Source organism: Angustibacter luteus, from assembly GCF_039541115.1.
Classification (GTDB): Bacteria; Actinomycetota; Actinomycetes; order Actinomycetales; family Angustibacteraceae; genus Angustibacter; species Angustibacter luteus.
On record NZ_BAABFP010000004.1, the window covers coordinates 151312 to 173773 of the forward strand.

A 22462-nucleotide genomic window follows, 5' to 3' on the forward strand; every position below is an offset into this window, starting at 1 on the left:
CCGCAGCGCGGACGCGATGCTCGGTGACGACCTGGCCAGCGCCGGGCTGGGCATGACGCTGCTGGACGTCGGCCCTGGTCGCGCCCGGCTGCGGATGCCGGTCCGCGACGACATGGTCAACGGCCACGCCATCGTGCACGGGGGTCTGGTGTTCACGCTGGCGGACAGCGCGTTCGCGGTCGCCTGCAACAGCCACGGCGTGGTGACCGTGGCGGCCGGCGCCGACATCACGTTCACCGCACCGGGGCGGCTGGGCGACGTGCTGCTGGCCGAGGCCCGCGAGACGGACGTGTTCGGGCGCAGCGGCGTGACCGACGTCCGGGTGACCCGCGAGTCCGACGGCGCGCTCATCGCGGTGTTCCGCGGACGCTCGCGATCACTTGGACGCCCGATTCCTGGTGTGGCACAAGGGGTTCAACAGGAGGGCTCATGATGCTGCCGGTGATCGACGAACGGCCCGACCTGTTCGACGTGGCCGAGACCTGGTCGCTCGACGAGCTCCGCGAGCACCAGCTGCACCGGCTCCGCTGGTCGCTCGCGCACGCCTACGAGCACGTGCCGCACTACCGGAACGCCTTTGACGCCAAGGGTTTCCACCCGCAGGACCTGACGTCACTCGCCGACCTGCGGCACGCGCCGTTCACCGCCAAGGCGGACCTGCGGGCGAACTACCCGTTCGGGATGTTCGCGGTGCCGCGCGAGCAGGTGAGCCGGGTGCACGCGTCGTCCGGCACGACCGGCCGCCCGACCGTGGTCGGGTACACGGCCGAGGACCTGCGCACCTGGGCTCGGCTGATGGCCCGCTCGATCCGCGCCGCCGGCGGGCGGCCCGGGGACGTCGTGCACGTCGCCTACGGGTACGGGCTGTTCACCGGTGGGCTGGGCGCGCACTACGGGGCCGAGGCGCTGGGCTGCACCGTGGTCCCGATCAGCGGCGGGATGACCGAGCGCCAGGTGCAGCTGATCGGCGACTTCGCACCGCGGGTGATCATGGTGACGCCGTCGTACTTCCTGTCCGTGCTGGACGAGATGGAGCGGGCCGGCGTCGACCCGGCCGCGTCGTCCCTGCAGGTGGGCATCTTCGGTGCGGAGCCGTGGACCGACGCGATGCGCCGCGAGATCGAGGAGCGCGCCGGCATGCACGCCGTGGACATCTACGGGCTGTCCGAGGTGATGGGCCCGGGGGTCGCGCAGGAGTGCGTGCAGACCAAGGACGGGCTGCACATCTGGGAGGACCACTTCTACCCCGAGATCGTCGACCCGCTGACCGACGAGCCGGTGCCGGACGGCGAGATGGGCGAGCTGGTCTTCACCTCGCTCAGCAAGCAGGCCATGCCGGTCGTGCGGTACCGCACCCGCGACCTCACCCGGTTGCTGCCCGGCACTGCCCGGCCAGGGATGCGCCGGATGCAGAAGGTCACCGGCCGCACCGACGACATGATGATCGTGCGCGGGGTCAACGTCTTCCCGACCCAGGTCGAGGAGGTCGTGCTCGCGACGTCCGGCCTGACCCCGTACTTCCAGTGCGTGCTGACCCGCCCCGACCGCCTGGACGAGCTGACCGTGCTCGTCGAGGCGGCGGACGGAGTCGGCACCGACCAGCGCGCCGCGCTGGCCCGGCACGTGGGCCAGCAGATCAAGGACCGGATCGGCGTCACCGCGGCGGTCGAGGTCGTCGAGCCCGGGGGTGTCGAGCGCAGCATCGGCAAGGCCCGGCGGATCGTCGACCGCCGCCCGCACTGACCCCCCTGCGGTCGGTGCGGGCCGCCGGCCGGCAGCGGTGCGAGGTCAGCCGGGGATCTGCCGCTGGTCGAGCGCCCGCTCGATCAGGTGCAGGCCCTGCAGCCCGGGCAGCGAGTCGATCTTCTGGTCGATCTTGCGCGCCTCGGCCCGGCCGTCCGCGCCGCCCATCAGGTAGCTGAGCATGAACACCACCTCGTCCTCCGGCATCACGCCCGAGCCGACCGGGTTCCACGCCTTGTCCAGCGCGAACCGGGTGATCCGCTGGGCCTTGCGACTGCGCGCCAGCCGCTCGCGCGCCTGGCTGTTGTAGAACGCGACGTGCCGGGTCTCCTGCTTGATGATCCGGGCCAGCAGCTCGGTCAGCACGGGGTGGTCCTCGTTGCGGGTCAGCGCCACGTAGCCGGCGTGGGTGGACCACTCGTTGATCGCCCCCCAGGTCATGTGGGTGGCGATGAAGTCCTCGCCGATCAGGTTGGCCAGCAGCAGCTGCTTGATCGGTCCGGTCTTGTTCTTCAGGCCCTGCCGCTCGCGCACCCCGCGCAGGTGGGCGTTGCCGGTGGCGATGCCGTGCGCCGCGAGGACCTCGGCCAGCACCTCGCCGTGCCAGTACTCCTCGTAGTTCCACATGGTCAGGAACGTGGTGATGTCAGGGTCGTTGTGCGACGGCGTCACCAGCAGGTCGCGCAGGTAGCAGACGGTGTACGACTCGACGTCGCTCATGTACCGCAGGCAGCGCAACGCCCCCGGGGACAGCGGTCGGTCGGCGAAGGCGGCGTGCAGGTCCAGGTCGTCCCACTGCACGGGGGCGGCCGTCCTGGCGTAGTGATCGATGGCGAAGCTCATGATCACCATTCGGTGCCCCGCCCCCGGTGGATTGGTCGTCGGCGATGATCGTGCTGTGACGACCCCCACTCGCATCTGCTTCGTCTGCTCAGGCAACATCTGCCGCTCCCCCATGGCCGAGGTGATCACCCAGAGCCTGCTGGACGACGCCGGCCGCACCGACGTCCACGTGTCCAGTGCCGGCACGGGCGGGTGGCACGAGGGGCAGGGCGCCAACCCACCCGCCGTCCGGGCGCTGGCGGACGCCGGGTACGACGGTTCCGCGCACGTGGCGCACGAGTTCGACCCGGCCTGGTTCGACGAGCTCGACCTGGTCGTCGCCCTGGACCGCGGGCACGAACGCGCGCTGCGCTCCTGGGCGCGCACCGCGGCCGAGCGCGACCGCGTCGTCCTCCTGCGGTCCTTCGACCCGGCCGCCGACGGCGACGAGGTGGCCGACCCGTACGGCGGCAGCGCTCAGGTGTTCGCCGACTGCCTCGTCGAGATCGAGGCCGCCTGCCGTGGCCTGGTCGCCTCGCTGGAGCGGTGACCGCCCGGGGCTAGTGCATCGAGTGGACGACGGCGTGGCCCTTGCCGCGCCCGATCATCCACTTGTTCACGGGGGTGGTGACGGCGAACGCGATCACGAGCGAGCCCGCGAGCGTCACCCAGAACAGCATCGAGGTCAGACCGGCGTCCATCGCGCCCGGGACGGCCACGACGAACCCGTTGTCGACGAGTTCCATCACGGCGATCGAGACGGTGTCGGCCGCGAGCGCCACGCGGATCGCGGACCGCACATCCAGACCCGAACGCAGCACGCCGCGCAGGGTGAGCGCGTAGCCGAAGGCGAAGGCCAGCGCGATGGACAGCACGACGGTCGTCGCGTTGGGCAGGCCGAACGCCGTGCCGATCACCATGCCGAGCACCTCGCCGATGGCGCAGCCGGTGAGGCAGTGCAGCGTCGCCTGGGCGGCCATGCTCCAGGTCGCGCCGTGGGCGTGGGTCTGCGTCGCGGGCTCCATGTCGGTGCAACACATACCTCCGGGGGGTATTCCGCACGACCTGTTGGCCGCACCGCGAGGGACGCTCGATAGCGTCTCGGGGTGACGACCCACCGACGCTCGGCCGCCGTCGGCGTCGCGTTCGCGGTCGCCGCCGCGGTGCTGTTCTCGATCAACGCGACGGTCAGCAAGATCGTCCTGCAGCACGGCCTGTCCCCGGTCGAGCTGGTCTCGCTCCGCTCGGCGGGCGCGGCGGTCATCCTCATGGGCTACACCGCGATCACCCGGCCCGCCGCGCTGCGCGTGGGGCGGCGCGAGCTCGTCTTCCTCGCCGTCTACGGGATCTGCGGCATCGCCATGGTGCAGTGGCTGTACTTCGTGGCCATCGCCCGGATGCCCGTGGGCGTCGCGCTGCTGCTCGAGTACACGGCTCCGCTGATGGTCGCCCTCTGGGTGCGTTTCGCCCGCGGCGAGCAGGTGCGCTCGCGGGTCTGGCTGGCCCTCGCGCTCTGCCTGTTCGGCCTGGCGCTGGTGGCCCAGGTCTGGGAGGGGCTGACCCTGGACGGCATCGGCGTGCTCGCCGCCCTGGGCGCCGCAGCGGCCCTGGCGACCTACTACCTGATGGGCGAGGCCGGCCTGGGCCAGCGCGACCCGGTCAGCCTGATGGGCTGGATCTTCACCTTCTCAGCGATCCTGTGGGCCGTCGTGAAGCCGTGGTGGACGTTCCCGTTCGAGGTGCTGGGTGACCAGGTCGACCTCCCCGGCGCACTGGACGGGCACACGGTGAGCGTGGGCGCGCTGTCCGCCTGGGTGGTCGTCCTCGGCACCGTCGCGGCGTTCGGCCTGGTCCTGCTCGCGGTGGGTCGGGTCGGCGCGGCCCGGGTCGGCATCCTCGGCATGATCGAGCCGGTCGGTTCAGCGCTGGTGGCCTGGTGGGTGCTCAGCGAGCAGCTGGCCCCCGTGCAGCTCGTCGGCGGGGCCGTCGTCCTGGCCGGCGTGGCGCTCGCCGAGACCGCCCGGCGGCGCACCGCCGACGCGCCGTCCGCACCGACCCCCGAGGGCGTCGTCCCCTAGGTGGTCGAGGGCGTCAGCTGACCCGCGCGCGCAGGAAGTCGACCGTGCGCGACCAGGCCAGCGCGGCGGACTCCGCGTCGTACGTGCCGAGCCGGTCCTTGTCGTTGTGGAACGCGTGCCCAGCCGGGTAGTAGAAGAACTGGACGTCGACCCCGGCGTCGTCGCGGATCTGCTGCTCGAGCGCCCGGGCGTCGTCCACGGGGTAGAAGGCGTCCTGCTCGGCGTAGTGACCCTGCACCGCGGCCTTGAGCCCGCGGAACTCGTCCGGCACGCCCTGGCCGACCCCGTAGAACGGCACCACCGCGCTGACCTTGTCGCCCTGCTGCGCGGCCAGCAGCAACGCGAAGCCGCCACCCATGCAGAAGCCGACGGCGCCGACCGTGGATGACGACACCGCCTCGTGCGCGAGCAGGTAGCCGACCGCGCCGCTGAGGTCCCGCGCGGCGTGCTCGACGGGCAGGGCGCCCATCATCGCGCCGGCCTCGTCGGAGTCGTGCGTCGTGCGGCCGCCGAACAGGTCCGGCGCCAGCACGGTGAAGCCCTCGGCGGCGAGCCGGTCGCAGATGTCGACGATGTGGTCGTCCAGGCCCCACCACTCCTGGACGACGATGACGCCCGGTCCGGTGCCGGCCGGCGGGGTGGCCAGGTAGCCGTGCGCCTGGTCGCCGTTGCTGGCGAAGGTGACGTTCTGGCGCGGGTTCTCGGTCTGGGAGTCAGCCATGCGCCGATGCTAACCAGCCGCGCGGGATGCGGCGCTCCGAGCGGTCCCTACAGTTGGGCCATGACCAGCACCTACGGCGCGAGCCGCCGCCGCCCGCGCGTCGTCGTGATCGGCGGAGGGTTCGGTGGGCTGGCCGCGGTGCGCCAGCTCAGCGTCGCCGACGTCGACGTCCTGCTGATCGACCGAAACGGCTACAACACCTTCCAGCCGCTGCTCTACCAGGTGGCGACCGGCGGCCTGAACCCCGGCGACGTAACGTTCGCGCTACGTGCCTTCACCAGCCGGTTCCGCAACGCCGACTTCCTGCGCGGCACCGTCGTCCGGGTGGACGCCGACGCCAAGATCGTGCACCTGGACCAGCACGAGTTCATCGAGTACGACTACCTCGTCATCAGCTGCGGGGTCACCGCGAACTACTTCGGCATCCCCGGCGCCCAGGAGCACGCGCTGGCGATCTACACGCGCGCCGGGGCCATCGCGACCCGCGACCGGGTGCTGACGGCGATCGAGAACGCGAACCAGAAGGTGCCCGGCGCGCCGGAGCCGACGATCGTGGTGGTCGGCGGCGGCGCGACCGGCGTCGAGATGGCCGGCGCCCTGGCCGAGCTGCGCAACGCGGCCGTGCCCATCGCGTATCGGCACCTGGACCCCGAGCGGGTGCGCATCATCCTGGTCGAGATGGTCGACCACGTGCTCGGCCCGTTCCACCCGAAGCTGCGCTCCTATGCCGCCAAGCAGCTGCGCAAGCGGGGCGTCGAGCTGCGGCTGAGCACGTCCCTGAAGGAGGTCCGCGAGAACTGCGTCGTGGTCGAGCGTCCGGACGGCGAGCAGGAGCAGATCGAGTGCGCCGTGGTCGTCTGGGCCACCGGCATCACCGCCGGACCCATCGTCGGCGACTGGGGCCTGCCCACCGGCCGCGGCGGGCGGGTCGAGGTCGGTGACGACCTGCGGGTCGCGGGCCACCCCGAGGTGTTCGCCGTGGGCGACGTCGCGATGACGCCGGAGAACCTCGCCCAGGTCGCGCAGCCGGCGATCCAGGGCGGCAAGCACGCCGGGGTGCAGATCCGACGCCTGCTGGCTGGCGCCCCCACCGAACCCTTCACGTACTTCGACAAGGGCACCATGGCCACGATCGGGCGCAGCGACGCCGTCGTGCAGTTCCCCTTCGGGCTGCGGCTGCGCGGGCTGCTGGCCTGGCTCGCGTGGCTCGGTCTGCACATCGTCGAGCTGATGGGTGGGCGGAACCGGCTGGCCAGCTTGATCAACTTGTCGGTGCGCTACTTCTCGTGGCCGCGAAGCCTCAACATCGTGGTGGGCGATCCGGCCGACTGAGGTCACGACTTGGCTTGTCAACCACCTGGCCCCTGTCTTCTCGGGCCCGGACCAGGCATGCTGGGGACTATGAACGCACGCGCAACTGGGGGACGACGAGTCATACCCGGGAGCCCGTTCAACCGGCCGGACGACCTGGGCCCCCACGAGACCTTCGAGGTGGGCGACCAGGTGTGTCACGACCGGCACGGTCTGGGCAAGGTTCTCCAGATCAGCGACGGCTCCGAGCTCGTGGCGGACTTCGGCACGACCGTACGGCGCATCCAGCTGCCGTGCACCAAGCTCACGAAGCTCTAGACCAGCAGGGGGCCCTGACCGTCGGCAGCAAGGTGCCGACGGGCGATGCCGCGCGCCGTCCCGGACGCCTTCTTGGGCACCTCCCACGCGCCGCCGGGTGACATCATCGGCGGATGGCTGAGCACGATCCGCAGGTCTACCGCGCCGTCGCCGAGGCCGCCTGGGGCTGGGTGCGGGCCCAGGTGCGCTGGGACGACGGCCCCTGGATCCCCGCCTCCGCCCCGGCCGCCGCCGACGCGACCCCGGCCGCCGACCGCGACGGCCTGCACAGCGGCACGGCCGGGCTGGCGCACGTACTCGCCGAGGTCCGGCTCAGCCGGCCCTGGTCGGCCGACGAGGAGCGACTGGCCGGGGCGGTCGCCGAGCGGATCCGGCGCGGGATCCCCACCGCGACGGACGCGACGTTCTTCGACGGCCTGACCAGCGCGGTCGGTGCGCTGACCGCGCTCGGGGTCGAGGGGTCCGAGGACGCGGTGGCCCGGCTCACGGCCCTCGCGGAGCCCGACGGCTGGCCGCAGCAGCTGATCGGCGCCCCGCGCTACGCCCCCGACGCGCGGGTGCACGACCTCACGCTGGGCACGGCCGGCGTCCTGCTGGGTGCGCTGTGGGCTCGCCGCGCGGGCGCGGCCGGAGCGGAAGAGCTGGCGGAGCACGCGGCCGACGTCCTGCTCGCGGAGGCGCAGCCGGCTCCGGACGGCCTGAACTGGACGTGGGTGCCCGAGCGCTACCGGATCGGCGACCCCTTCGAGATGCCGAACCTGTCGCACGGGCTGGCCGGGATCGCCACGGCGCTGGCGGTGGCCGGCTCCGAGCTGGGGCGGCCCGACCTGGTGGCGGCTGCTCGGCTGGGCGCCCAGCACCTGGTCGGGCTCGCCGATCGCTCCGGCGGCGGGTTCGTCGTCCAGAGCAGCCTGCCGCACACCAATCCCGACCGCGACCTGGTCACCTACACCTGGTGCCACGGCCCGACCGGCACGTCGCTGCTCTTCGCCGCCCTGGACCACGCGGAGGTGCCGGAGGTCGCCGGCGCGGCGCCGGACGACTGGTTGCGGCGGTGCCTGCACAGCGTGCGGACGTCGGGGCTGCCCGAGCGGCTGCACCCGGGATTCTGGGACAACGACGGGCAGTGCTGCGGGACGGCGGGGGTCGGTGAGGTCTTCCTGCACTCCTGGCAGCGCTCGGGCGAGGCCGGGGACCTCGAGTTCGCGCTGGACCTCGCCGACGGGCTGGTCGAGCGGGCGGTGCGGGAGGGGCCGCACGCGTACTGGCGGTTCGTGGAGCACCGGGCCGAGGTGCCGCTGCTACCGCCGGGCGTGGGCTGGATGCAGGGCGCGGCCGGCATCGCGGCCTTCCTGTTCCGGGCGGCTCGGGTCACCGAGAACCCGCCCGGTGCCGCGGTGCTCGCCCGGATGGACACCTGGTGGGCGCTCGCCTAGCCACTGTCAGTGGGCGGTGCCAGGGTGGACGGCATGAGCACCCACGAGACCCCCTGGCCCGCCGGAACCCCGTGCTGGACCGAGCTGTCCGCGGACGACGCGGCGGCTGCGCGCGACTTCTACTCCGGCCTCTTCGGCTGGGACATCGACGTGTCCGGTCCGGAGTTCGGCGACTACGGCGTGGCCCGGGTCGACGGCCACCGCGTCGCCGGCGTCGGCGGCAAGATGAGCGCTGACCAGCCCAGCGCCTGGACGACGTACCTGGCCTCGGACGACGTCGACGCCACGGCCGCCGCGGTCGCCGAGCACGGCGGCCAGGTGGCCGGCCCGCCGATGGACATCGCCGACATGGGCCGGATGATCATCGCGACCGACCCGTCGGGCGCGGTCTTCGGCGTCTGGCAGGCCGGGTCGAACACCGGGTCCGGGCTGGTCAACCAGCCGGGCGGAGTGGTGTGGAACGAGCACGTGAGCGGCGACTTCGAGGGCTCCAAGACGTTCTACGGGAACGTGTTCGGCCTGAGCGTCCAGCCGATGCCCGGGGCACCCGAGGGGCTGCAGAGCGGGATGCTCGCCCGGTCCGGCGGCCAGGTCGTCGGCAGCGCCGCGGATGTGAGCGCGAGCAGCGCGGACGGTGCGGGCGACGGGTGGGTCACGTACTTCGCGGTCGCCGACACCGACGGCACGGTGGCGAAGGCGACCGAGCTCGGCGGGTCGGTCGTCGCTGACCCGAGCGACGCCCCGTTCGGCCGGATGGCCGTGCTGGCCGGGCCCGAGGGCGAGCGCTTCGCCGTGGTGCAGACCCCGGCCGAGGGGCACGCGCACTCGGACACCCCGGACGCGGACCCCACCGACTGAGCGGTTCGCGGTGCGGGGCGGGCGTCTGGGACCATGGAGCACGTGACCTCGACGCCCGCGCCGCCTTCCCCGTCCGCCTCGTCCGCCGCCCCCTCCAGCACCTCGTCCGGCACGCCGTTGGCCGACGCCGGCATCGCCCTGGGCGCGCTCGACGGCCGGTACCGCGCCGTGGTGGCACCCCTGGTCGAGCACCTGTCCGAGGCGGCGCTGAACCGTGAGCGGGTGCGCGTCGAGGTGGAGTGGTTGGGCCACCTGACGTCGTCCCAGGCGGTGCCCGGCGCGCGGGCACTGACCGACGACGAGCTGGCCCGGCTGCGCGCGGTCGTGGACTCCTTCGGTGCGGACGACGTCGCCGAGCTCGCCGAGATCGAGCGCGAGACCGTGCACGACGTCAAGGCCGTCGAGTACTACCTGAAGCGCCGGATGGCCGGGACGTCGCTGGCCGACCTCACCGAGCTCGTGCACTTCTGCTGCACCAGCGAGGACATCAACAACCTGTCCTACGCGCTGATGGTGCGCGGCGCCGTCCAGCAGGTGTGGCTGCCGGCCGCGACCGCACTGACCGACGAGGTCGCGGCGATGGCGACGCAGCTGCGCGACGTCCCGATGCTGGCCCGCACGCACGGCCAGCCCGCGACGCCGACCACGCTCGGCAAGGAGTTGGCGGTGCTCGCCCACCGGCTGCGTCGCCAGCTGAGCCGGATCGAGCGGGCCGAGTACCTGGGCAAGATCAACGGTGCGACCGGCACGTACGGCGCGCACCTGGCCGCCGTACCGGACACCGACTGGGTCGAGGTGTCCCGCGGCTTCGTCGAGCACCTCGGGCTGACCTGGAACCCGCTGACCACCCAGATCGAGTCGCACGACTGGCAGGCCGAGCTGTACGCGGACCTCGCCCGCTTCAACCGGGTGCTGCACAACCTCTGCACGGACGTGTGGACGTACATCTCGGTGGGCTACTTCGTGCAGGTCCGCGGTCAGGGGACGGTCGGCTCCTCGACGATGCCGCACAAGGTCAACCCGATCCGGTTCGAGAACGCCGAGGCGAACCTCGAGATCTCGTCTGCCCTGCTCGACGTGCTCGCCCAGACACTGGTCACCAGCCGGCTGCAGCGCGACCTCACCGACTCCTCGACGCAGCGCAACATCGGCACCGCCTTCGGGCACTCGCTGCTCGCCCTCGACAACGCGCGACGCGGGCTGGCCGGGCTGGACGCCGCGCCGGAGGCGATGGCCCGCGACCTGGACGCGAACTGGGAGGTGCTCGGCGAAGCGGTCCAGTCGGCGATGCGTGCGGCTGGGATCGCCGGGGCGCCGGGCATGGACGAGCCCTACGAGCGACTCAAGGAGCTCACCCGCGGACGCCGCGTGGACGGTGCGGCCATGCGCGCGTTCATCGGTGGGCTCGGCCTGCCGGACGACGTCCGGGCGCGGCTCGAGGCGATGACCCCGTCGACGTACACCGGCCTCGCGTCAGCCCTCGTCGACCACCTCTGACCCACCCCGGCCGCCACCGCCAACCGCAGATGTCCCGCTATCCGGGGTCAAGAGCGACCCTTCACCCCGGATGTTGGAACATCTGGGCGAAGGGGCGGCCGGTCAGATGGTGACGGGGCCGTTCGGGGTGTCGAACCGGCAGGACAGCAGGCCGGGCGTGCCGTGCGGCGCCACGAACTCGAAGTCCACGGACGACGGCTTGTAGTCCTCGGGCAGGCCGAGCCACTCGGTCACCCGGTTCGGGTCGCCGGCGATCTGCAGGCAGGACAGCTGGACGAGCGTCGGGCCGGCCTGCGAGGGGTGCAGCTCGTCGTCGATCTCCCACTGCACGAGGAACGGCAGCTGCGGGTCGGCGATCAGGCCCTTGACGCCGATCTGCTTCCAGCGCAGCTCGACGCCGTCCGGGCGGTGCCGGTTGCCGGGTGCGGCCTCGCGGCCGAGCCGCTCCTCCGCCGGACCGAGGTCGTCCACCGCGACGACCCAGCCGAGCCAGCCGCCACCGTCCGCGCTGCGCGCCCGGACGGCCTGGCCGAAGGGCGCCTTGTCGGACGCCGGGTGGTCGAGCACCTCGACGACCTCGACGAACTGCCGGTCCTGCAGCGGCAAGATCATGTTGCGCGTACCGAACCGCGGGTGCACCCCGCCGTCGACGGCCTGGACGCCGAGTGCGTCGGACAGGCGCTGTGCGGTCTCGCGCAGACCGCCGCTCTCTGCGGCGTAGGACACGTGGTCGACTCGCATGTTCGAAGGGTGCCACACCCGCTGAGGGGGCCTGCGGGCAGGTCGGAAACCGGCCCCGAACAGATCAGCGGCGGGCCTCGAGGAACACGGCGAGCCGCCCGATCGCGTCCGTGAGGTCGTCCACGTGCGGGAGCGTGACGATACGCAGGTGGTCGGGGTCCGGCCAGTTGAAACCGGTGCCCTGGACCAGCAGCAGGTGCTGCTCGCGCAGCAGCTCGAGCACGAGCTGCTGGTCGTCCTTGATCGGGTAGACGGCCGGGTCGAGGCGGGGGAACAGGTAGAGCGCGCCCTGGGGGCGCGTGCAGGAGACCCCGGGGATCTGCTCGAGCAGTGCCAGCGCCGTGTCCCGCTGCTCGCGCAACCGTCCGCCGGGCAGCACCAGCGACTCCAGTCCGTGCTCGCCGCCGAGCGCGGTCGCCACCGCGTGCTGGGCCGGCACGTTGGCGCACAGCCGCATGTTCGCCAGCACGGTCAGGCCCTCGATGTAGCTCGCCGCGCCGCGAGTCGGCCCGGACACCACGAGCCAGCCGGACCGGAAGCCAGCCAGCCGGTACGCCTTGGACAACCCGTTGAAGGTCAGGCAGAGCACGTCCGGCGCCAGCGAGGCCGTCGCCACGTGCTGCGCGTCGTCGTACAGGATCTGGTCGTAGATCTCGTCGCTGAAGAGCACGAGCCCGTGCGTGCGGGCCAGCTCGACCATCCCCTCCAGCACCGGCAGGCCGTAGACGGCACCGGTCGGGTTGTTCGGGTTGATCACCACGATCGCGCGGGTGCGCGGCCCGATCTTGGCCGCGAGGTCGTCCAGGTCAGGCTGCCAACCGGACGCCTCGTCGCACCGGTAGTGCACCGGACGCCCGCCGGCCAGGGACGTCGCCGCCGTCCACAGCGGGTAGTCCGGCGCCGGGATCAGCACCTCGTCGCCGTCGTCCAGCAACGCCTGGAGCGCCATCACGATGAGCTCGCTGACCCCGTTGCCCAGGTACACGTCGTCCACGTCGATGCCCTCGACGCCCTTGCCCTGGTGGTACTGGACGACGGCCCGCCTCGCCGAGACCAGCCCCTGGGAGTCGCAGTACCCCTGCGAACCGGGCAGTGCAGCGACGACGTCCGCCAGGATCCCCTCCGGCGCCTCGAAGCCGAACGGCGCCGGGTTGCCGATGTTGAGCTTGAGGATCCGGTGGCCCTCGCGCTCCAGCCGCTGCGCCTCGGACAGGACGGGCCCGCGGATGTCGTAGCAGACCTCGGCGAGCTTGCGTGATTGCAGGACGGTCACCCGAGCAGTCTCCCAGGCGGATCGGGGTGCGCGTCGAGACCCCACGAGGCGCCCGACGGGCTACCGTTGGCCTGCCAGGTGCAGCAGTCCGCCCGGACGGCTCGCGCACGGCCGAGGAGCAGCAGATGACGGTGCGGGTGGTCCCGGCCGCCGAGCCGCCGCCTGGCGAGCCCGTCGGCAGCTGGCCGCTGCGCCCTGAGCCGAGCAGCGCGAGGTTGGCGCGCCGGCTCGTCACCCAGGCGATGGACGGCGCCCAGGAGCAGGTCCTGCGCCGGGCTGCCCTGGTCACCAGCGAGCTCGTCTCGAACAGCGTCCGGCACGCCCGCGGCGGCATGTCCCTGGCGCTGAACCGGCTGAACGGCGGTTGGATCGTCGCCGTCGCGGACGACAGCAGCGCCCCACCTCAGCTGCGGGACGCCGGACCGTTGTCGGAGAACGGCCGCGGCATGCTCATCGTCGACCGGGTCAGCGAGCAGCTCGGCTGGTCACGCACGCCCACCGGCAAGGTCGTCTGGGCGCAGTTCGCCGACCGCTGACCGCTCGCGGCACCACGCCTGCCAGGCCGCGTCCGGCATGGCCGGCGCGTAGTGGAACCCCTGGGCCACGTCGCAGCCCATGTCGTCCAGCGCCGCCAGGGTCGCGGCGTCCTCGACCCCCTCGGCGACCACGAGCATGCCCAGCGAGTGCGCGAGGTCCACGACGGTGCGCACCAGCCGCGCGTCGGTGGGCCGCCCGGTCACGTCCCGGACGAACGAGCGGTCGACCTTGAGCTCGCTGACGGGCAGTGTCCGCAGGTGGCTGAGTGAGGAGTAGCCCGTGCCGAAGTCGTCGAGGGACAGCCGCACCCCCTGGTCGGTCAGGTTCGTCAGCGCGGCCAGGATGCGTGGCCGCTCGGCCATCAGGGCGCTCTCGGTGATCTCCAGGGTGAGCCGCTCGGCCGGGACCCCGTGCCGCTCCAGGGCGGCCAGTACGTCGGGTACGAGCTGTCGGTCCTGCAGGCACCGGGTGGAGAGGTTGACCGCGACGCTCACGTCGAGGTCGGCGGCGTGCCAGCCGGCCGCCGCGGCGAGCGCCTGGTCCAGCACGGAGCGGGTGAGCGGGTGGATCAGGTCACCGGCCTCGACGACGTCCAGGAACGCCGCGGGTGGCAGCATCCCGCGGGTGGGGTGGTACCAGCGCACCAGGGCCTCGGCCCCGCACACCTCGCCGGTGCGCAGGTCGACCTGGGGCTGGAAGTGCGGCCGCAGCTCGCCGGCGGTCAGGCCGCGGCGGACCTGCCCGGCCAGCCCGAGCTGGTTCCGTGGGCGGACGTCGCTCTGCGGGTCGTAGAAGGCGATGCCGGACCCGCTGCGGCGGGCCACGGACGTCGCGGTCTCGACCCGCCGGAGCACGCTGGCCGCGCTGTCGCCGTCCCGCGGGGCGAGGACGACGCCGCACGCCACCTCGAGGTCCACGGACAGGCCGTCGAGCTCGAACGGGACCTGCACGGCGGCCCGCACGTCCTCGGCGACCTGCTGCGCCTGCTGGGGTCGCTGCACGCCGGGCAGCAGCACGATGAACTCGTCACCGGCCAGCCGGCCGAGGGTGGCCGTGCTGGGCAGGACGGGGCTGATCCGCGGCCCCATGCTGACCAGCAACCGGTCACCGGCGGAGTGGCCGAGCACGGCGTTGACCTCGCGGAAGGCCGTCAGGTTCAGGGCGATCACGGCCACGGGTTCGCCGTCGCGCAGCAGGCGGTCGATCTCCCGCGAAATGAGCACCCAGCTGGGCAGGTCGGTGAGGCCGTCGTGGGTGTCGCGGTGCTCGAGCAGGGCGCGGGCGGCGTCCTCCCGGGTGCGGACGACGTCCGCGTGCAGCCGCGCCTGCTCGATGGCCATCGCGGCGACGACGGCGAACATCTCGAGCAGCCCGAGCTGGTCCTGCGTCGGCACCAGCCCGTCGTCCGGGACGTCGACGGACAGCACGCCGATCAGGCCGTGGGACGGCGATTGCAAGGGGACGTAGAGGCCGTCCTCCCGGCGCCAGACGCGTCGCCCCTGCGCGGGGACCGGCGGCAGGTCGCGGGGGGCGGGCTGCCAGACGATGTGGCCGTCGGCCCGCCACTCGTCCAGCTTGTCGGGCTCCAGCCACCGCACGGTGCCGCCGGGACCGTCGGGGCGGCTCTGGTCGATCTGCCGCTGCCACATGTCGAGGGGCACCGAGCTCTCGGTGAGCACCCGCTTGGCGTCCTCGTCGCCGGCGACGGCGGCGGCCACCAGCAGGCCGTCGTCGCGGGTCACGTGCACGGCGGCCACCTGGAACCCGAGGTTCTCCACCACGCAGGCGACGATCCGCTCAAGCGTCGGCTCGAGCTGCAGACCCACGTGGACGTCGCTCAGGCTCTCGTAGAGGGCAGCGAGCGCGGCCGTGCCGCTGGCGCCGCGCAGGGCAGCCGCGACCGTCGTCTCACCGGCCCACCCTGACATCCGCGACCCCCGTCCGGACTGCGGCTGCACGCACCTGAGCGCCAAGTCAACCACCCGTCCGTCCCGTCTGGCCCGGAAAGTCCACCGTTGGGCCTCGACCACGAGCTCCGAGGTGGTCCGGCTGCGTTCGGAGCGCGCGCCGGCGGACCGTAGGGTCAGGCGGGTGAGCACCCCGGACGACGCCGCCGACGCGCCGCTGCTGGACGCCCTGAGGCAGCGCGACCTCGTCTTCGTCCGGACCCAGGACCAGCGCAGCGTCGTGGTCGAGCACGAGGGCCGGCGCGTGCTCGTCGCCTGCACGGATCGGGCGATCCTCGCGGACTGGTGGGTCCAGCACGCCGGGCCGGACGCCGAGGCACCCTCGATCGCGGAGCTGCCGTTCCGCCAGCTCGTTGGCCTGTGGGCCGCACCGGACGTCGACCTGCTCATCGACCCGGACGCCGGCGGCGGTGTCGTCGTGCCCGTCGGCGCGGCCCGCCGCCACCTCGGGCTCGGCCCGGTCGTCGCCGGCCGTGTCGGGGCGGGTGAGGGTTCGGCCGAGCCACTGCCGTTCGTCGGGTTCAGCGGTGGTCGGACCGGCATCCGGGTGCCGCTGGTCCTGCTGCTCTCCTGCGTCCTGCTCATCCTGATCGGCCTTGGCAGCGGCTCGCTGTGGCTGCTCCTGGTCGCCGTGCTCGGGATCGGCGCCGCGATCGCGCTCGGCCACCGGGCGTTCGGCGAGCTGCGACAGGCCCGGCGCGCCACCGCCCGGCTCGCCGAGTCCGAACGGCTGCTCAAGCAGGAGCGACCCGGGCCGTAGCGACCGTCAGCCCAGCGGGGGCATCCCGTACGTGCGGGTGACGGTGAACCGCACGACGAGCCGCTCCTCGGCGACCATCGCGGCCCGGAACTCGTCCCAGTCCGGGTGCTCGCCGTTCAGCTCCCGGTAGTGCTCGACCAGCTCGTCGACCGTGGCGTCGTCCGGCCGCTGGGCGACCGCGCCCAGCTCGGCGTCCCCCTCGGCCACGACGTACGGGCGCATCTGCTCAGTGGTCGCCAGCAGGCTGATCCGCGGGTCGCGACGCAGGTTCGCGGTCTTGGCCAGCGGCGACCGGGTGGAGATGCGGACCACGGCGGTGGCCAGGTCGCAGTGGTACGAGACGACGGACAGCTGCGGGCGACCGTCCCGCTTGATCGTCGTCAGGATGCCGCGGCGCAGGCGGCCGAGCAGGGCGAGGTGGGCGTTCGGCTCGTCGGGCATGAGCTACTGCTGGTATCCCTCGACCTCGGACGCCGGGCGGGCCGCCGCCGCGTCCGGGTCGGTCCCGGCGTCGCGCCGGGCGTCGCGCTGGCGCAGCAGGTCCCAGCACTGGTCGAGCTGGACCTCCAGGTCGCGCAGCTGGGCGCGCTCGTCGTCCGAGGTGATCTCGCCGGCCTGGAGGCGCCGGCGCAGCTCGTGCTCGGCGTCCACGAGTCCGGAGATGCTCTGGTGGATCGAGGTGTCGTCCATGGTCGCCATCCTCACCCCGGCACCCGTCGCTCAGCAAGGGCGGCTCAGAACAGCAGGTCGGCCTCGAGGTCGAGCAGGAACCGCTTGCGCTGCAAGCCGCCACCGAAGCCGGTCAGCGACCCGTCCGCGCCGATCACCCGGTGGCACGGCACCACGACCGGCAGGGGGTTCGACCCGTTCGCCGAGCCGACCGCCCGGGAGGCCTGCGGTCCCAGCTCCAGTCGCGCCGCGATGTCACCGTACGACCGCGTCGCGCCGTACGGGATCTCGCGCAGCGCCGACCAGACCCTCAGCTGGAACCCGCTGCCGGAGGGTGCCAGCGGCAGGTCGAACTCCCTGCGCTCGCCGGCGAAGTACTCGCCGAGCTGGGCCTCGACGTCGGCGAACAGCGCGAGGCCGTCGTCCTGCACCGGCTCCGGCAGTCGCGCCAGCTGCCGGTCGTGCGGCGCGAACCAGAGCCCAGTCAGCGACTCGCCGTCCGACACCGCCAGCAGGTCGTCCACCGGGCTGGCCAGCAGCGTCCAGCGGTGCTGGACGCGCTCGCGGACGTCGGTCATGCCTCAGCCTCCCGCGAAGCACCGACAGGCGCCGCACCGACCACGGGCGGTGCCGCCGGTCGCCGCCGGGACAGGGCCACCCCGAGCAGGCACACCGCGCCCCCGGCCACCGCACCGATCGGCGGCGTCTCGTCGAGCAGCAGCCAGCCCAGGGCGATGGCGAGCGGCGGCACCAGGTAGGTGGTGGAGCCGAGCCGCCCCGCCGAGCTGCGGGCCAGCGCGTACGCCCAGGTGGTGAAGGCGATGGCCGTCGGGAAGATCCCCAGGTAGAGCACCCACCACGCGGCCGACGGACCGGCCGCCGTCAGGTCGCGCCACAGGTCGGCGGCGAACGGCAAGCAGCACAGGCCGCCGATCGTGCACGCGATCCACGTCACCTGCAGGGCAGGCAAGGCAGCCAGCAGCGGCTTCTGCGCGATCACCGCGACGGCGTAGGCGACGGCAGCGGCCAGGCAGAGCACGACCCCCCACCCGTCCGTGGAGTCGGCGGTCGAGGTCGAGACCCCGATCAGCACGACGCCGGCGAAGGCGACCAGGCTGCCGACCAGGAGCCGCTGCGGGAAGCCCTCGCCGAGCAACAGCCCGGCCAGCACCGCGATCAGGATCGGTCCGACGTTGACCAGCATCGCCGCCGTCCCGGCGTCCACCCGCTGCTCCGCAGCGTTCAGCGCCACGTTGTACGCCCCGAACCACAGGACGCCGCACACCACCAGGCGTACCCACTGCGCCCGCGTGGGCCGCGGGGCGGCAACGGCGCCCTCGCGCCGACGCCGCGCGAGCAGCAGCCCGCCGAGCACCAGGCTGGCCACCAGGCACCGGCCCAGGGTCAGCGCACCGGGCGAGACGTCGTCCCCGACGTGCCGGATGGCGACGAAGGCCGACGCCCACAGCAGCACGGTGATCCCGATGGCCAGGGCGGAGCGGCGGTTCTGCGTCATGGTTCCCATGACTGGTGAACGTCGGGGCGGGACGTTTCGTGAGGTGCGAACGGTCCCTCAGCCCACCTCGTACTCCCAGCCGGGCTGCCACCCGAACTCGGTGCTCAGCAGCTGCTCGAGCGAGCGTCCGCGCAGTGCGACCTCCAGCCCGTACCGGGTGGCGACGTGGCCGACCACCAGCACCCGCCGTCCGGACCAGCGGGTCGGCAGGTCGGCGAGCAGCCCGGCCACCCGGGCGGTTGCCTGGCGCCAGCTCTCCCCGCCCGGGTAGGGGAGGTCGAGGTGGACGAGCCGGTCTGCGAGGACGACGTCGCGGCCCGCGCCGTTCCAGTCCCCGTAGTCGCACTCACGCAGCCGCCAGTCCTGCAGCACGGGCAGCCGGCCCGCGAAGGCCAGCTCGGTGGTCTGCACGGCGCGGGCGAGGTCCGAGGTGAAGACGGCGTCGATCCCGTCGCCCAGCCGTCGCCGGCCCAGCTCGGCCGCCTGCTCCCGGCCGGCCCCGGACAGCTCCCCCGGCAGCCACCCGGTCGCCGCCCCCCGCTCGTTGTCGACGGTCGTCGCATGGGTCTCGAACACGACAGCGACGGTCACGCCCGTCACGTTAGGGCAACCCGGCCTGCTGGACTGCTCAACCCACGCCGGGTTCAGGCCGATGGGCAGCACGTGGGAGAGCACGAGCCACCGACGTCCTCGGTCGGCCGCGTCTTCGTGTCGTTCGCGGCGTTGATGCTGGTCGTCGTCGTCGCCATGGGCGTACTCCTGAGCACGTCCTTCCGGGCCGGCGCCGAGCAGCGGGCCCTGACCGCCGCCCGCAGCCAGGCGCAGATGATCGGCAGCAACCGGATCGAGCCCGCCCTGAAGGGCCAGCCGGCGACGCAGCACCTGGGCACGGACGTCATCGCCACCCTCGACCAACTCTCGGGCCGGCTGAAGGACGACGGCCGCATCCTGCGGCTGCGCCTGCGCTCACCCAACGGCCAGGTCGTCTTCTCGGACGACGGCACGGGCTTCGGGGATGCGGCCGACGGCGAGGCCCTCGAGGCCGCCGAGGGCCACGTCGAGGCCGAGCTCACCCGGCTCAACGCGGACGACGACCGCGGCGCCCTGGGCGTCCGGGCCGTCGAGGTCTACCAGCCGCTGGCCGACGGGGCGCTGGGCGTCCTGGAGATCTACCTGCCGTACGCGCCGATCGCCGCCGAGGTGCAGGCCGGTGTCGGCCGGCTCTACCGGGACCTGAGCATCGGGCTGGGCGTCCTCTACCTCGTGCTGGTCGGCCTGGCGCTGACCACAACCCGTCGGCTGCGGCAGTCGGCCACCCGCAACGCCTACCTCGCCGAGCACGACCCGCTGACCGAGCTCGCGAACCGTCGCGGGTTCGCCCTGGCCATCGAGCGCGTCACCGCGGATCCCGCTCGCCCCGGTGGGGCCGTGGCGGTGATCGACCTCGACCGGTTCAAGGAGGTCAACGACTCGCTCGGTCACCACAACGGCGACGCGCTGCTGCTCGCCCTCAGCGTCCGCCTGCAGGCCGCCGTCGGACCGCACGACCTGGTGGCCCGGCTCGGCGGGGACGAGTTCGGCATCGTGCTGCCGCGGATCACCGACGACGCGGCCGCCCATCGCGTGCTGCGCCAGGTGCTGCACGAGCTGAGCGCACCGCTGACCCTGTCCGGCATCGCCCTCGAGCCCGAGGCGAGCGCCGGCTTCGTCCTGATCGGGGAGGACGGCGACGACGCGGCGACCCTGCTGCGCCGGGCCGACATCGCGATGTACGCGGCCAAGGTCCGCAGCGCCGGGGTCATGCGGTTCGAGCGGGCCCAGGACCACTACGACCCCGAGCGGCTGGCCATGGTCGGCGAGCTCGGACGCGCGATGGCGCAGGACGAGCTCGTGCTGCACTTCCAGCCGAAGGTCGCGCTGGACTCCGGTGAGGTCACCGGCGTCGAGGCGCTGCTGCGCTGGCAGCACCCGCGGCACGGCCTGCTCTTCCCGGACCGGTTCCTGCCGCTCGCCGAGCAGACCGGGCTGATCGACCCGTTGACCGACTGGGTGCTGGATCGCGCACTGCGTCAGCTGACTGCCCTCGGCCTGCCGCCGCAGGCGCGGGTGTCGGTGAACGTGTCCGCCCGCAACCTGGGTCAACAGCCCTTCGCGGACCGAGTGCTCGACGCGTTGGGGCGCAACGGGATCGCCGCCGAGCGCCTGGTGCTGGAGATCACCGAGACCGCCGCGTTCGCCGACCTGGAGCGGGCCAGCGCCGTGCTGCGCTCACTGGACGAGGCCGGCATCGCGATCAGCCTCGACGACTTCGGGCAGGGTCACACCTCGATCGGCCACCTGTCGACGCTGCACCTGTCCGAGCTGAAGATCGACCGGGCGTTCGTCGGGGACATGCTGACCGACCTGGCGCACGGCGCGATCGTGCGCTCCCTCGTCGAGCTCGCCCACAACCTCGGCCTGACGGTCGTCGCCGAGGGCGTGGAGGACGACGACACCCGAGAGGCCTTGCGAGACCTGGGGTGCGACGAGGGCCAGGGCTACGGCATCGGCCGTCCCGTCCCCGCCGCCCAGCTGACCGAGTGGCTCAGTAGAAACCGACACGAGCCAGCGGCTCGATGAGCTCCCGCTCCTCGTAGGACAGGTGCGAGAGCAGGGTGTCCGTCAGCAGGTCGAGCGCACCCCGCACTGCTGCGAGTCCGTCCGGTTCGCTCACCAGCGCGACCAGCGCGGCGTCTACCCGCTCCAGCACGTCGCTGATCACGTGGTGCTCCTCCTCGAGCCGGTCGATGACCGGCGCCAGGCGGGGGTCGCGGGCGCGCAGGTGCGGGAAGACACTGGCGTCCTCCAGGCTGTGGTGACCGGTGACCACCCGGCAGTACTGCGCGCAGTAGACACCGAGCGTCCAGTCGTTCTGCCGCAACGTCATCGCCGCGATGTGCGAACGGGCGGCTCCGACGTCCCCGCGCCCCGTCGCGACCTGGTCGACGAGGTCGCGCAGCTGGGTCAGCTCGCTGCGCAGGTGGTCGTGCACGTCGACGAGGTGCCGGCCGGCGGCCTGCTCGTGCGCGGTGTACTCGCGGCCCGGATCCGGGCCGGGTCCGGTGGGTCGGGTCGACTCGTCCCACAGCCGGACGTCGCTGAGCCGGGTGCCGTCGTCCGGGGTGGGGACGACGTCCAGGCCGCTGACCGGCAGGACGACGTCCACCTGGCCGGGGTGGTTCTCGCGCAACGGAACCGGCGCATCGGTGTGCTCGGCGCCGGCCGCCGGCCGGGAGCGCTCGGCCTCGACCAGCTCGCGGACGGCGGGGGCGACCTCCGCGGCGAACCGGCGGATCGTCTCGGGGTCGTCCGAGCCCAGGATGTAGGTGCTCATCCCCTCGGCGAGGGTGAGGTCGGCCAGCTGCTCGACCCAGACGGCCGGCGGGCCCTGCAGGAACTCGCTGCCGTCACCGGTGAAGCTGCCGCTGATGTTGTAGAGCCGCCGGACGTAGGCCGGCTGGCGACCCGCTGCGATCGCCGCTTCGTCGATGGCGGCGTTCATGTCGTGCAGGGTCTCGGGCGCTGCGTAGCCCGCACTGGGCAGCCAGCCGTCGGCCAGCCCGCCGGTGATCGCCAGCATCCGCGGCTTGTAGGCGCCGAGCCAGATCTCGATGTCGTGCGCCGGCGCGGGGCCGGGGTGCGCGCCGGCGATGGCGTGGTGCTCACCGGCCAGGCGCACGGACCTGTCCTCCGGGCGCCAGGCGGCCCGGATCACCGCGATCGCCTCGACCAGCGCGTCGACCCCTTGGGCGGCGGTCAGGGTGGGGCCGCCGACCGCGGCGATCGCCTCCCGGAAGCCACCGGAGCCGAGGCCGAGCTCGACCCGTCCACCGCTGAGCAGGTCGAGCGTCGCCGCGCTCTTGGCGAGCACCCAGGGCGGGCGCAGCGGCACGTTCGCGACGTTGGGTGACAGGCGCACCCGGCTGGTCCGCGCGGCCATCCAGGACAGCAGCGTCCAGGTGTCGGCGAACGATGCCTGGTACGGGTGGTCCTGCACGGTGACGAGGTCCAGGCCGACCTGCTCGGTGAGGACGGCGAGGTCCACGACGTGCTGCGCGCTGGCGGCGACCGGGGTGAGAAAGGTGCCGAAGACCAGGTCCTGCCCGTAGTCGCTCATCTGCCCATCATCCACGCCGGCGAGGTCGTCGTGGCAACGGCGTCCGCTCTGGCGCACGC

Annotated in this window: 24 protein-coding genes; 12 read left to right on the forward strand and 12 right to left on the reverse strand. The window is 73.0% G+C overall.

Annotated features, from left to right (window positions below):
- Positions 1 to 16 precede the first annotated feature (16 nt).
- Positions 17 to 433 (forward strand): hydroxyphenylacetyl-CoA thioesterase PaaI, encoded by a 417-nt coding sequence (gene paaI / locus ABEB17_RS07070; RefSeq protein WP_345716374.1) that lies wholly within the window; start codon positions 17 to 19, stop codon positions 431 to 433.
- Positions 430 to 1743: a phenylacetate--CoA ligase PaaK gene (gene paaK / locus ABEB17_RS07075; RefSeq protein ID WP_345715978.1), complete on the forward strand. Its 1314-nt coding sequence runs from the start codon at positions 430 to 432 to the stop codon at positions 1741 to 1743. The genes paaI and paaK overlap by 4 nt, the downstream gene beginning before the upstream one ends.
- A 45-nt stretch (positions 1744 to 1788) precedes the next feature.
- Here the strand turns inward: paaK and ABEB17_RS07080 are convergent, their stop codons facing one another.
- Positions 1789 to 2586, reverse strand: coding sequence for a ferritin-like domain-containing protein (locus ABEB17_RS07080; protein WP_345715979.1), 798 nt, complete (start codon positions 2584 to 2586; stop codon positions 1789 to 1791).
- A 55-nt stretch (positions 2587 to 2641) separates the two neighbouring features.
- Here ABEB17_RS07080 and ABEB17_RS07085 point away from each other — a divergent pair, with 55 nt between their 5' ends.
- On the forward strand, positions 2642 to 3115 hold the full coding sequence (locus ABEB17_RS07085; RefSeq protein WP_345715980.1) for a low molecular weight protein-tyrosine-phosphatase: 474 nt from the start codon (positions 2642 to 2644) through the stop codon (positions 3113 to 3115).
- Positions 3116 to 3125: 10 nt separating this feature from the next.
- Here the strand turns inward: ABEB17_RS07085 and ABEB17_RS07090 are convergent, their stop codons facing one another.
- Positions 3126 to 3590 carry a DUF4396 domain-containing protein gene (locus ABEB17_RS07090; protein ID WP_345715981.1) on the reverse strand — a complete coding sequence of 155 codons (465 nt, stop codon included), beginning with the start codon at positions 3588 to 3590 and terminating at the stop codon, positions 3126 to 3128.
- 81 nt (positions 3591 to 3671) lie between these two features.
- Here ABEB17_RS07090 and ABEB17_RS07095 point away from each other — a divergent pair, with 81 nt between their 5' ends.
- Positions 3672 to 4643, forward strand: a complete 972-nt coding sequence (locus ABEB17_RS07095; RefSeq protein ID WP_345715982.1) for an EamA family transporter — start codon at positions 3672 to 3674, stop codon at positions 4641 to 4643.
- A gap of 13 nt (positions 4644 to 4656) precedes the next feature.
- Here ABEB17_RS07095 and ABEB17_RS07100 read toward each other — a convergent pair whose 3' ends face one another.
- On the reverse strand, positions 4657 to 5364 hold the full coding sequence (locus ABEB17_RS07100) for a dienelactone hydrolase family protein (protein ID WP_345715983.1): 708 nt from the start codon (positions 5362 to 5364) through the stop codon (positions 4657 to 4659).
- A gap of 60 nt (positions 5365 to 5424) precedes the next feature.
- On the opposite strand from ABEB17_RS07100, the gene ABEB17_RS07105 reads away from it, so the two are divergent.
- The 5 genes from ABEB17_RS07105 to purB all read left to right on the forward strand — a co-directional run bounded on the left by ABEB17_RS07105 (position 5425) and on the right by purB (position 10784).
- Positions 5425 to 6696, forward strand: a complete 1272-nt coding sequence (locus ABEB17_RS07105) for an NAD(P)/FAD-dependent oxidoreductase (protein ID WP_345715984.1) — start codon at positions 5425 to 5427, stop codon at positions 6694 to 6696.
- Positions 6697 to 6765: 69 nt separating this feature from the next.
- Positions 6766 to 6993, forward strand: coding sequence for a hypothetical protein (locus ABEB17_RS07110; protein ID WP_345715985.1), 228 nt, complete (start codon positions 6766 to 6768; stop codon positions 6991 to 6993).
- A 113-nt stretch (positions 6994 to 7106) separates the two neighbouring features.
- On the forward strand, positions 7107 to 8429 hold the full coding sequence (locus ABEB17_RS07115; protein ID WP_345715986.1) for a lanthionine synthetase LanC family protein: 1323 nt from the start codon (positions 7107 to 7109) through the stop codon (positions 8427 to 8429).
- 33 nt (positions 8430 to 8462) lie between these two features.
- Entirely contained in the window at positions 8463 to 9287 is an 825-nt protein-coding gene (locus ABEB17_RS07120) for a VOC family protein (protein ID WP_345715987.1), read from the forward strand.
- Between the two features lie 33 nt (positions 9288 to 9320).
- Positions 9321 to 10784: an adenylosuccinate lyase gene (gene purB / locus ABEB17_RS07125; RefSeq protein ID WP_378227006.1), complete on the forward strand. Its 1464-nt coding sequence runs from the start codon at positions 9321 to 9323 to the stop codon at positions 10782 to 10784.
- A gap of 102 nt (positions 10785 to 10886) precedes the next feature.
- Here the strand turns inward: purB and ABEB17_RS07130 are convergent, their stop codons facing one another.
- Together ABEB17_RS07130 and ABEB17_RS07135 are read right to left on the reverse strand one after the other, a co-directional pair.
- Positions 10887 to 11525: a VOC family protein gene (locus tag ABEB17_RS07130; protein ID WP_345715988.1), complete on the reverse strand. Its 639-nt coding sequence runs from the start codon at positions 11523 to 11525 to the stop codon at positions 10887 to 10889.
- Positions 11526 to 11589: 64 nt separating this feature from the next.
- Entirely contained in the window at positions 11590 to 12798 is a 1209-nt protein-coding gene (locus ABEB17_RS07135; RefSeq protein ID WP_345715989.1) for a pyridoxal phosphate-dependent aminotransferase, read from the reverse strand.
- 125 nt (positions 12799 to 12923) lie between these two features.
- On the opposite strand from ABEB17_RS07135, the gene ABEB17_RS07140 reads away from it, so the two are divergent.
- Positions 12924 to 13334 (forward strand): ATP-binding protein, encoded by a 411-nt coding sequence (locus ABEB17_RS07140; RefSeq protein WP_345715990.1) that lies wholly within the window; start codon positions 12924 to 12926, stop codon positions 13332 to 13334.
- Here ABEB17_RS07140 and ABEB17_RS07145 read toward each other — a convergent pair.
- Positions 13284 to 15263 (reverse strand): putative bifunctional diguanylate cyclase/phosphodiesterase, encoded by a 1980-nt coding sequence (locus tag ABEB17_RS07145; protein WP_345715991.1) that lies wholly within the window; start codon positions 15261 to 15263, stop codon positions 13284 to 13286. The genes ABEB17_RS07140 and ABEB17_RS07145 overlap by 51 nt on opposite strands.
- A 163-nt stretch (positions 15264 to 15426) precedes the next feature.
- On the opposite strand from ABEB17_RS07145, the gene ABEB17_RS07150 reads away from it, so the two are divergent.
- On the forward strand, positions 15427 to 16062 hold the full coding sequence (locus ABEB17_RS07150) for a hypothetical protein (protein ID WP_345715992.1): 636 nt from the start codon (positions 15427 to 15429) through the stop codon (positions 16060 to 16062).
- A 6-nt stretch (positions 16063 to 16068) separates the two neighbouring features.
- Here the strand turns inward: ABEB17_RS07150 and ABEB17_RS07155 are convergent, their stop codons facing one another.
- From ABEB17_RS07155 to ABEB17_RS07175, 5 genes are read right to left on the reverse strand one after another with little or no spacing between them, the layout of a single operon-like run.
- Positions 16069 to 16503, reverse strand: coding sequence for a PPOX class F420-dependent oxidoreductase (locus ABEB17_RS07155; protein ID WP_345715993.1), 435 nt, complete (start codon positions 16501 to 16503; stop codon positions 16069 to 16071).
- A 3-nt stretch (positions 16504 to 16506) separates the two neighbouring features.
- Positions 16507 to 16752, reverse strand: a complete 246-nt coding sequence (locus ABEB17_RS07160; RefSeq protein WP_345715994.1) for a DUF2630 family protein — start codon at positions 16750 to 16752, stop codon at positions 16507 to 16509.
- A 44-nt stretch (positions 16753 to 16796) separates the two neighbouring features.
- Positions 16797 to 17309: a methylated-DNA--[protein]-cysteine S-methyltransferase gene (locus tag ABEB17_RS07165; RefSeq protein ID WP_345715995.1), complete on the reverse strand. Its 513-nt coding sequence runs from the start codon at positions 17307 to 17309 to the stop codon at positions 16797 to 16799.
- Positions 17306 to 18256 (reverse strand): DMT family transporter, encoded by a 951-nt coding sequence (locus ABEB17_RS07170; protein ID WP_345715996.1) that lies wholly within the window; start codon positions 18254 to 18256, stop codon positions 17306 to 17308. Before ABEB17_RS07170 ends, ABEB17_RS07165 begins: the two co-directional genes overlap by 4 nt.
- A 48-nt stretch (positions 18257 to 18304) precedes the next feature.
- Positions 18305 to 18838: a histidine phosphatase family protein gene (locus ABEB17_RS07175; protein WP_345715997.1), complete on the reverse strand. Its 534-nt coding sequence runs from the start codon at positions 18836 to 18838 to the stop codon at positions 18305 to 18307.
- Between the two features lie 72 nt (positions 18839 to 18910).
- Between ABEB17_RS07175 and ABEB17_RS07180 the strand changes: the two genes are divergently transcribed.
- Positions 18911 to 20866, forward strand: coding sequence for a putative bifunctional diguanylate cyclase/phosphodiesterase (locus tag ABEB17_RS07180; RefSeq protein WP_345715998.1), 1956 nt, complete (start codon positions 18911 to 18913; stop codon positions 20864 to 20866).
- Here the strand turns inward: ABEB17_RS07180 and ABEB17_RS07185 are convergent.
- Positions 20832 to 22403 carry an LLM class flavin-dependent oxidoreductase gene (locus ABEB17_RS07185; RefSeq protein WP_345715999.1) on the reverse strand — a complete coding sequence of 524 codons (1572 nt, stop codon included), beginning with the start codon at positions 22401 to 22403 and terminating at the stop codon, positions 20832 to 20834. The two genes, ABEB17_RS07180 and ABEB17_RS07185, sit on opposite strands and share 35 nt — an antisense overlap.
- Between the last annotated feature and the right edge of the window lie 59 nt (positions 22404 to 22462).

Coding starts and splice junctions, on each gene's coding strand:
- ABEB17_RS07120 (WP_345715987.1), top strand. CDS start 8,463: ATGAGCACCCACGAGACCCCCTGGCCCGCCGGAACCCCGTGCTGGACC.
- ABEB17_RS07090 (WP_345715981.1), bottom strand. CDS start 3,590: ATGGAGCCCGCGACGCAGACCCACGCCCACGGCGCGACCTGGAGCATG.
- ABEB17_RS07115 (WP_345715986.1), top strand. CDS start 7,107: ATGGCTGAGCACGATCCGCAGGTCTACCGCGCCGTCGCCGAGGCCGCC.
- ABEB17_RS07145 (WP_345715991.1), bottom strand. CDS start 15,263: ATGTCAGGGTGGGCCGGTGAGACGACGGTCGCGGCTGCCCTGCGCGGC.
- ABEB17_RS07100 (WP_345715983.1), bottom strand. CDS start 5,364: ATGGCTGACTCCCAGACCGAGAACCCGCGCCAGAACGTCACCTTCGCC.
- ABEB17_RS07185 (WP_345715999.1), bottom strand. CDS start 22,403: ATGAGCGACTACGGGCAGGACCTGGTCTTCGGCACCTTTCTCACCCCG.
- ABEB17_RS07170 (WP_345715996.1), bottom strand. CDS start 18,256: ATGGGAACCATGACGCAGAACCGCCGCTCCGCCCTGGCCATCGGGATC.
- ABEB17_RS07155 (WP_345715993.1), bottom strand. CDS start 16,503: ATGCCCGACGAGCCGAACGCCCACCTCGCCCTGCTCGGCCGCCTGCGC.
- ABEB17_RS07110 (WP_345715985.1), top strand. CDS start 6,766: ATGAACGCACGCGCAACTGGGGGACGACGAGTCATACCCGGGAGCCCG.
- ABEB17_RS07105 (WP_345715984.1), top strand. CDS start 5,425: ATGACCAGCACCTACGGCGCGAGCCGCCGCCGCCCGCGCGTCGTCGTG.
- ABEB17_RS07130 (WP_345715988.1), bottom strand. CDS start 11,525: ATGCGAGTCGACCACGTGTCCTACGCCGCAGAGAGCGGCGGTCTGCGC.
- ABEB17_RS07165 (WP_345715995.1), bottom strand. CDS start 17,309: ATGACCGACGTCCGCGAGCGCGTCCAGCACCGCTGGACGCTGCTGGCC.
- paaK (WP_345715978.1), top strand. CDS start 430: ATGATGCTGCCGGTGATCGACGAACGGCCCGACCTGTTCGACGTGGCC.
- purB (WP_378227006.1), top strand. CDS start 9,321: ATGGAGCACGTGACCTCGACGCCCGCGCCGCCTTCCCCGTCCGCCTCG.
- ABEB17_RS07080 (WP_345715979.1), bottom strand. CDS start 2,586: ATGAGCTTCGCCATCGATCACTACGCCAGGACGGCCGCCCCCGTGCAG.
- ABEB17_RS07160 (WP_345715994.1), bottom strand. CDS start 16,752: ATGGACGACACCTCGATCCACCAGAGCATCTCCGGACTCGTGGACGCC.
- ABEB17_RS07140 (WP_345715990.1), top strand. CDS start 12,924: ATGACGGTGCGGGTGGTCCCGGCCGCCGAGCCGCCGCCTGGCGAGCCC.
- paaI (WP_345716374.1), top strand. CDS start 17: ATGCTCGGTGACGACCTGGCCAGCGCCGGGCTGGGCATGACGCTGCTG.